Source organism: Streptomyces sp. ActVer (assembly GCF_027270795.1).
Lineage (GTDB): Bacteria > Actinomycetota > Actinomycetes > Streptomycetales > Streptomycetaceae > Streptomyces > Streptomyces umbrinus_A.
The window spans coordinates 1-7,304 of the sequence record NZ_JAPWHT010000497.1 but is presented as its reverse complement, the minus strand read 5'-3'; the positions used below and the strand labels follow the sequence as shown (position 1 = coordinate 7,304).

5 protein-coding genes and 1 pseudogene are annotated in these 7,304 nt (G+C 73.3%); 1 reads left to right on the top strand and 5 read right to left on the bottom strand.

Annotated elements, in window-relative coordinates:
- Positions 1-110: 110 nt before the first annotated feature.
- Positions 111-1,259 (bottom strand): annotated as a pseudogene (locus O3Q52_RS45320) (FtsX-like permease family protein); the annotation flags it as partial.
- A gap of 215 nt (positions 1,260-1,474) precedes the next feature.
- On the bottom strand, positions 1,475-1,879 hold the full coding sequence (locus O3Q52_RS45315; protein WP_055611684.1) for a globin: 405 nt from the start codon (positions 1,877-1,879) through the stop codon (positions 1,475-1,477).
- A 237-nt stretch (positions 1,880-2,116) separates the two neighbouring features.
- Here O3Q52_RS45315 and O3Q52_RS45310 point away from each other — a divergent pair, with 237 nt between their 5' ends.
- A complete protein-coding gene (locus O3Q52_RS45310; protein WP_269654339.1) occupies positions 2,117-3,103 on the top strand; it encodes a methyltransferase domain-containing protein in 987 nt (328 codons plus the stop codon).
- Positions 3,104-3,259: 156 nt separating this feature from the next.
- Here the strand turns inward: O3Q52_RS45310 and O3Q52_RS45305 are convergent, their stop codons facing one another.
- The 3 genes from O3Q52_RS45305 to O3Q52_RS45295 all read right to left on the bottom strand — a co-directional run.
- Positions 3,260-4,657, bottom strand: a complete 1,398-nt coding sequence (locus O3Q52_RS45305) for an FHA domain-containing protein (protein WP_269654338.1) — start codon at positions 4,655-4,657, stop codon at positions 3,260-3,262.
- Positions 4,658-4,774: 117 nt separating this feature from the next.
- Complete coding sequence (locus tag O3Q52_RS45300) at positions 4,775-6,121, bottom strand: VWA domain-containing protein (RefSeq protein WP_269654337.1); 1,347 nt, start codon at positions 6,119-6,121, stop codon at positions 4,775-4,777.
- A 124-nt stretch (positions 6,122-6,245) separates the two neighbouring features.
- The coding region (locus O3Q52_RS45295) for a PP2C family serine/threonine-protein phosphatase (RefSeq protein WP_269654336.1) at positions 6,246-7,304 on the bottom strand (1,059 nt) is incomplete at its 5' end.

Below are 7,304 nucleotides of genomic sequence, written 5' to 3'. Positions count from 1 at the left end.
GCCCGGCCGCGAGGGCCGCCGCGGCGAGGGCCGCGGTCGTAACGGACTTGCCGACCTCCGTGCCCGTCCCCGTGATCACCAGTACCGAAGACATGTCAGCCCTCCTGCGCGGGCGCGCACACCGCGGCCGGGACCGCCAGCAGCAGCGCCTCCAGGGCGGCGAGCCACGCCACCCGCCCGCGGGTCGCGCCACGCGCCCGCAACAGCCGTGTCTCACCGGCCCGTTCGACGCTCAGCAGCCGGGCCACGAGCAGCAGCGCGTACCCGGCGAGCAGCGAGAGCTGGAGCGCCACGATCAGCAGCGTCGAACGGGAGACCAGCAACGACCTTTCTACGCGGTCCAGTTCCTCCGGCAACGATGTCGTGACGGCCGTGGTGCCGTGCAGCGAGGGGGACTTGAGCAGCGAACGTGGCCCGGAGCGCGCCGCGTCCCGCAGTGCGTCGATCCGCCCGGTCGTCAGCGTGGAGAAGTCGGCGGACGCCAGCCAGCCGGTCTGCCCGGCGCTCACCGTCACGCCCGCCCGGTCCGTCCCACCTTTCTGTCCACTGCCCGTCGCCGCTGCGAGCACCGCCGGATCGGCGAGCAGCGGCCCGTACGTCGTGAAGTCCAGCCTGCTGACCCCGCGTCCGCGCAGGTCCTCCAACTGCCAGTAGGGGGAGGTGACGCGCGCGGGCCGGTACACCCCGGTCACCCGGATCCGCACCTTGGGCCCGCCGAACCGGTCGACGAGCGTCAGCCGGGTGCCCGCCTTCAGCGCGAGTTCCCGCGCGGCCGCCTCGGGAAGGGCCACCTCGATCTCGCGGTCGTCCCCCGGAGCACCGGGCAGTCGGCCCGAGACCATCCGCACCTGGGTCCGGTCGAGCGCCGCGAAGTGCGTGAGGTCCGGATCGCCCGAGCGTTCGGCGGCGGGCTGCAGCGACCTCGGCAGCGCGTACGGCCCCGACCGTGTCAGCGTCCGCAGCGTCACCGGCAGCCCGTCGAAGGTGCGCCGCGCGCCCTCCCGTACGGCCTTGTCGGCGGCCGTGTGTTCCTGCGGGGGTACGTCGGCCTTGACGATCAGTGTCGTGGCCGCCGCGCTCTCCTCGCGCCCGGCACCCTGTGAGGTGTCGAGGAGCGAGTGGCGCAGGGCGGCGTCACCGATCGCGCCGGAGTACGCGGTGAGGGTCGCCAGGACCGCCGTGGTGAGCACGACGGTGAGCAGCGCGGCGGTCAGCAGCAGTCGATGTGCCCGCACGCGCGAAAAAACGAACCCCGTCACCCGGCCCCCCGCCGTATCCCGGAATCCCCGTCACTCCGGATCTTCGGGCGATGCTGTCAGAGGTGACGGCTCCGGGGTAAGCGCTTGAGAGCCGACTTTGACCGGATCGTGACCGGATTCCGGCGACATGCGACCGGAATGCGCGCGTCTACGGGGTCGGCGACCGAGTCCAGCCCGACGGCTCCAGGCCGCGCGGGCGTCCGGCCCGGCGGTGCTCAGCCCTCGGTGTTCACCATCGACGCCGCCGCGTACGTCAGGTAGTTCCACAGCGTGTGCTCGTGCTCCTCGGAGAGGCCGAGTTCGTCGACGGCGACCCGCATGTGCTTCAGCCAGGCGTCGTGCGCCGCGCGGTCGACCGCGAACGGGGCGTGCCGCATCCGCAGCCGGGGGTGACCGCGGTTCTCGCTGTACGTGGTCGGGCCGCCCCAGTACTGGATCAGGAACAGGGTGAAGCGCTCCTCGGCCGGGCCCAGGTCCTCCTCGGGATACATGGGCCGCAGCAGCGGGTCCTCGGCGACACCCTCGTAGAACCGGTGCACCAGTCGCCGGAAGGTCTCCTCGCCGCCGACCTGCTCGTAGAAGGTCTGCTCCTGAAGCGTGCCGCGCGGAATCTCTTTCACGTCAGTTGGCCCTCACAAAGGTCGCTCCGGTCAGCCCCTGGTCGTCTCGGCCGGGGGTCCGGGGGTTGTCCCCCGGTGAATGCAGCACGTTGTCCATGGTCTCAGACCGGGTGACCGAGGACTCAAGGCTTAGGACCACCCGAATCGAAGGGCCGGTTCCGGATCGTTGAAGGGGTGATTCCGGATCGGTCGTCCCCGGCGCTCGCCTCCCGGCCCGTCCGGCAGCACAGTGGAGGTATGGGCGCGCACGCAATCGACCCCGGTCTCGACGACCTCGCCGCCACGGCGCGGGCGGCGCTGGTGCGTGAGATCGAGGCGAGCGGGGCCTGGGCCACGGACCCGGTCTGGCGGGAGGCCTTCGAGAGCGTCCCGCGCCACCTCTTCGTGCCGTACTACTACGTCGGCGCACTCAGTGGCGGCTACGAGCGCCGGTGGGGCGAGGACCCCAGCCCGCGCAGGCGCGAGAACTGGGTGCGCGGCGCCTACGCGGACGCCCCGCTGGCCACCCGGGTGCGCGACGGCGAACTGCTCTCGTCCAGCAGCCAGCCGTCCCTGATGGCGAAGATGCTGGCCGAGCTGGCGGTACGGGACGGCGACGCGGTCCTGGAGATCGGCGCGGGCACCGGCTACAACGCGGCCCTGCTCTCGCACCGGCTCGGCGACGGGCAGGTCACCACGGTCGACCTGGACCCGGAGATCACCGAGTCCGCCCGGCGCCACCTGGCCCTCGCGGGCCATCACCCCACCGTCGTCACCGGCGACGGGGCGCGCGGCTGTCCGGAGCGCGCCCCCTTCGACCGGATCATCGCCACCTGCACGCTCAGCACGATCCCGCGCGCCTGGCTGGCCCAGTGCGCCCCGGGTGCCCGGATCCTCGCGCCGTTCGCCACCGGACTCATCGCACTGCGCGTACGCGACTCCGAGTACGCAGAGGGCCGCTTCCTGCACACGCCCGCCTACTTCGTGCCCCTGCGCGGCGGCCCGCCCGGGCCCGAACTCCCGGACGTGGACCTGTCGGAACTGCCGCGCCGGACCAGGAGCCACGAGCTGCTCCGCTTCCTGCTGACCCTCACGGCGGACAGCCTCGACCCGCACGAGGCGTACGGGATCTGGGAGCGCGAGGGGCAGCCGCCCCGGCAGCGGTACGGGATCACGGTCGACGGCGGCCGCGCGTGGGCGTGGCTGGACGACCCCGCGGGGCCGTACGCCTGGCCCCTGCCGTGAGCTCCGCTGGTTGTGCGGTTCGTCGACGGCGGGCCGGTGGGGGCTGGGCGCTCCCCCACTCTCGGCTTCGCTCGAGCGGGGGGACCCCCATCGCGGCGGAGCCGCACATGTCCCAGCCCCGCGCCCCTTGCGGGGCCTGGTTCTGCCCGGTTCCGCCTAGCCCCGTCGGATCGTGATCGTCGTCCACGCGCCCACGTGCACCCGGTCGCCGTCCTGCAGCGGTACGGGGACGAAGGGCTGGATGGGCTCCTCGGCGCCGTTGACCGTGGTGCCGTTCGTGGAGTTCTGGTCGACGACCGCCCAGCTGCCGTCGGGCTGCTGGACGAGCACCGCGTGCTGGTGCGAGACGCCCGGGTCCTCCGGCGGCACAGCCAGGTCGATGTCAGGGGACTCGCCCGTGGAGTGACGGCGGCGGCCGATGGTGATCTGGTTGCCGGTGAGCGGGCGCTGCTGCTCGGGGGAGTACGCGGGCAGGTTCAGCCCCGCGGCCTCCGGTCCCGAGCGCTGCATCATCGCCATGAAGTACTCACGGTCGGGCCCGATCGTGATGCTCCACGACAGCGGCTGCTGCTGGTAGCCGGGCGGCGCCTGCGTCGAGCCGGGCTGCGGGTAGCCGTAGCCACCGCCCGGACCGCCACCGGGGCCGGGAGGACCGCCGGGGCCACCAGGACCGCCGGGCGTACCGGTCGACGGGGGCGGGAGCACCCAGTCGTCCTCCCCGCCACCGAAGGACTGCCCTCCGGGACCACCAGGTCCGCCGGGACCGCCGGGTGCCTGAGGGCGCCCGGTCTCCTGCGGGTACGCGGGCGGAGCGGGCGGACCGGACTGCTGGTACCCCTGCGGAGCACCGGGCCCGCCGGGGCCACCCGGCCCGCCGGGTCCACCCGGAGGCCCACCAGGACCGCCGAGACCGTTCGGACCGCCGGGACCACCAGGCCCACCCTGGCCACCGGGCCCACCCGGACCGCCGAAGCCGCCAGGCATCCCGGGCCCCGTGCCGCCAGGCCCGGGCGGCGGCGGAACCGGTCGTGACGGGTCACCGGGGAAGCCCGAGGGGTTCTCGCCGAACGGCGGGATCGGCTCGGCGGGCCGGTTCATCTGCGAGGGCCGGGAGCCCTGGTAGTCGTACCCGCCGGGGCCGCCACCGGGCTGTCCGGGCGGCTGCTGCTGGAAACGCAGCGCCGGGTTCTGTCCACCGGGACCACCAGGACCAGGACCGCCGCCGGGCCCCGGAGGGCGCGGCGCGGCCGGGGTGTACGAGGTCGCGGTGTTCGTCAGGAAGTTCCACCGGCACTCCTCGCAGAACGGTGCCCCGCCCTCACGCGGAGTACGGCACTGCGGGCAGAGCTCGGCCGAGGGCGCGTCGGGCACCGCGGAGAGATGCGGGCGGCCGCCCTGGCCGGGCGGCGGGGGCGAACCGGGCGGCGGATAGCCGTAGCCGGCCGCCGGGGGCGGCGGTGGAGGTGGCGGGGGCACGGCACCGGCCATGCGGTGACCGCAGACCTCGCACCAGTCGTCGGAACCCGACTGGTGTCCGTTCGGGCAGGTCGGCATGTCGGCGCTTCCCCCTCTCCTGTTCCGGCCCGAGAGGGCCGCAAATCGTGCAAACCGCTTGCGTACTGCTGGTTACTGCCTGTTTGCCACCGCGCTCGCAACCGAGCGCGTACCGCTCTACTTCTTTACACGAACAGTCTTTGTGGACCGTGTCTCGAGAGTCATCTCGTCGGCCTCCGCGACCTTCGCCTTCAATCGCACAGTACCTGCCGCGGCGTCGACCACGTCCACCACCTTCGAAAGCAGTTTCGCCGTATCCGCGTTTCCGGAGGCGCTGGCGAGCTGAACGGCCCGCCCCAGCTTGGCCGTTGCGCCGTCGACATCTCCCGCTTTGCGGGCATCCAGGCCCTGTTGGATGACTTGTGCCAGTTCCGCCTGACCCGTGTAGTGCGCGACCTGTGGGTTGATCGACGTGGACGCCGCCATGTCGTCGGTCCACACGGCCCGTACGAGACCCTGGGCGCCCAGCGTCTGCGCGGTGCCGTCGCCCTGCGGGATCACCAGGGAGACGCGGGCGGCCAGCATCTCCTGGCCGAGGTCGGCCTCGGGGACCTCGACGCACACGTGGTAGTCGCGGGACTCGTCCCCCCAGGAGCCGGTGGGGTAGTCCCCGGCACGAGGTCCCGCCTCCGTGCGGCGGTCGGTCAGCTCCTCGACCGTGGGCGCGACCTGCTTGACGAACTTGATCGACGTGCCGACCGGGGTCCACAGCCGCAGCGCCACGTCCGCGACCTCCTTGCCCATGGCCGTCTCCATCATCTGCGTGAAGTCGGCGGACAGGCCCGCCGGGTCGGCGACGATGTCGGAGGTGCCGAGCAGCGCGGACGCGATCCCGGTGACCTCCTTGACCTCCCAGTCCGTGCCGACGCCCCGCGCGTCCGCGGTGAACCGGCCCGCGCAGGCCTCCAGCGCGGCCTTGAGGTCCTCGGGCGACTCGTGTTCGTTGCGGCCGTCGGTGAGCACGATGCCGTGCCGGATGGCGACGTCCGCCGAGGACAGCAGCCGGTCGGCCAGCCGCAGCCAGGTGCCGATCGCCGTGCCGCCGCCCGCGCTCAGCTTGCGCAGCGCCTGCTTGGCCTGGTCGCGGGTCTGCGCGTCGGCGACGGCGAGCCGGCCCCCGCCCGGGTAGACCTCCTTGGCCACATGCGTCCCGCCGATCACCGCGAAGTGCACCCCGTCGCGCACCGCGTCGATCGCCGCCGCCGTCGCGTCCCGGGCGCCCCGCATCTTCGTCGGCGGGTAGTCCATGGACCCCGAACAGTCGACCATGATCGCCACGGCCGCGTCCGGGCCCTCACCCGGCGTGTAGAGGTGGGGTGCCGCCACGGCACTGCCCACCGTGCCGCCGCCGGTCGAGGTCACCGTGACGATCGCGTTGACCTCGCGGCCGCCCTCCGGCAGGTACTCGTTCTGGTAGACGTCCACCGAGAACTGCGGCACGTTCGACTTCGAGAAATTGGCCATGCCTTCTCTGCTCCCCCTCAGGACTCCCACGAGGTGTGGGTGATGTCGGTGGGCGGACCGGTCCCCTCCGGTCCTGGCCCCTCCGAGGCCGATGCCGTTTCACACGGCTCGTACCGCTTCGGCCTCAGGCCGATCCTGCCCCCTGAGACGGGGCCGGGAACGGCACGACGGCCACTGTTACGTTGTCGTGGCCCCCGCCGTCCAGGGCGTGACCCACCAGGACCTGGGCGCTGTGCAGCGGACGGTCCGCGGCGTCGGGCGGGATGACCTCGGCCATTTCCTCCGCCGCCTCCGCGTAGTTCCACAGTCCGTCGGTGCACACCACCACTACACCCGGCTGGTCCGGCTTGAAGGAAGCGGTGTGCGGCTCCAGTTCGTACGCGTCCGCCCCGAGCCAGCCCGTGATGGCGTGGGCGCGCTCGTCCGCGTACGCCTCGGCCTCGTTCATCAGGCCCGCGGCGACCATCTGGGCGGCCCAGGAGTCGTCCTCGGTGAGCCGGGCCGGGGGCGACGACCGGTCCACGGGCACCCAGTAGGCGCGGCTGTCGCCGACCCAGCCGACGATCAGCAGGCTGGGGGTGACGACGGAGCCGACGATGGTGCAGGCGGGCGCGTTCACGTGCGGCTGGTGCTCGTGGGCCGGAGCACTGCGGTCCGCAAGGGAGTTGACGGCCTCCGAGGCCGCGAGGATCGCGTCGTGCATCGCCTGCTGCGGGTGCGTGCCGCGCGGCAGGGCCGCCAGGAGGGACTCGTTGGCCGCGCGGGAGGCGGCCAGCGAGGCCTCGTCGGGGCGGGTCGCCGAGGAGACGCCGTCACAGACGATGGCGACGACCGCGGGCGAGCCGTCGGACAGCGCGGTCGAGGACACCGTGAACGCGTCCTCGTTGCGGTGGTGGCGCAGGCCCCGGTCGCTGACCGCGGCCACCGAGCCCAGCTCCTGCTCCATGTGGTCGCGCTCGCGCGGCTGCGCGTGCCCGCAGTTCTCGCAGTAGCCGTCCTGGTCGACCTGGCCCGCGCGGCAGGCCACACAGACCTTCAGGCCCGCGGGGGGCGTCGGAAGGTCGGCCGTACGCGGATCGGCGGGCGGCGCCTCGGGAGGCAGCGGCGCGGCGAGGGGGTACTCGTCCGGTTCCGCGGACGCCTGCGCGGCGGGCCGGGCACCGGGTTGGGCGCCAGGTTGGGC

Bases quoted from the DNA above. Each gene is read 5' to 3' on its own strand.
- O3Q52_RS45310 (WP_269654339.1), top strand. From the start codon at position 2,117: ATGGGCGCGCACGCAATCGACCCCGGTCTCGACGACCTCGCCGCCACG.
- O3Q52_RS45305 (WP_269654338.1), bottom strand. From the start codon at position 4,657: ATGCCGACCTGCCCGAACGGACACCAGTCGGGTTCCGACGACTGGTGC.
- O3Q52_RS45300 (WP_269654337.1), bottom strand. From the start codon at position 6,121: ATGGCCAATTTCTCGAAGTCGAACGTGCCGCAGTTCTCGGTGGACGTC.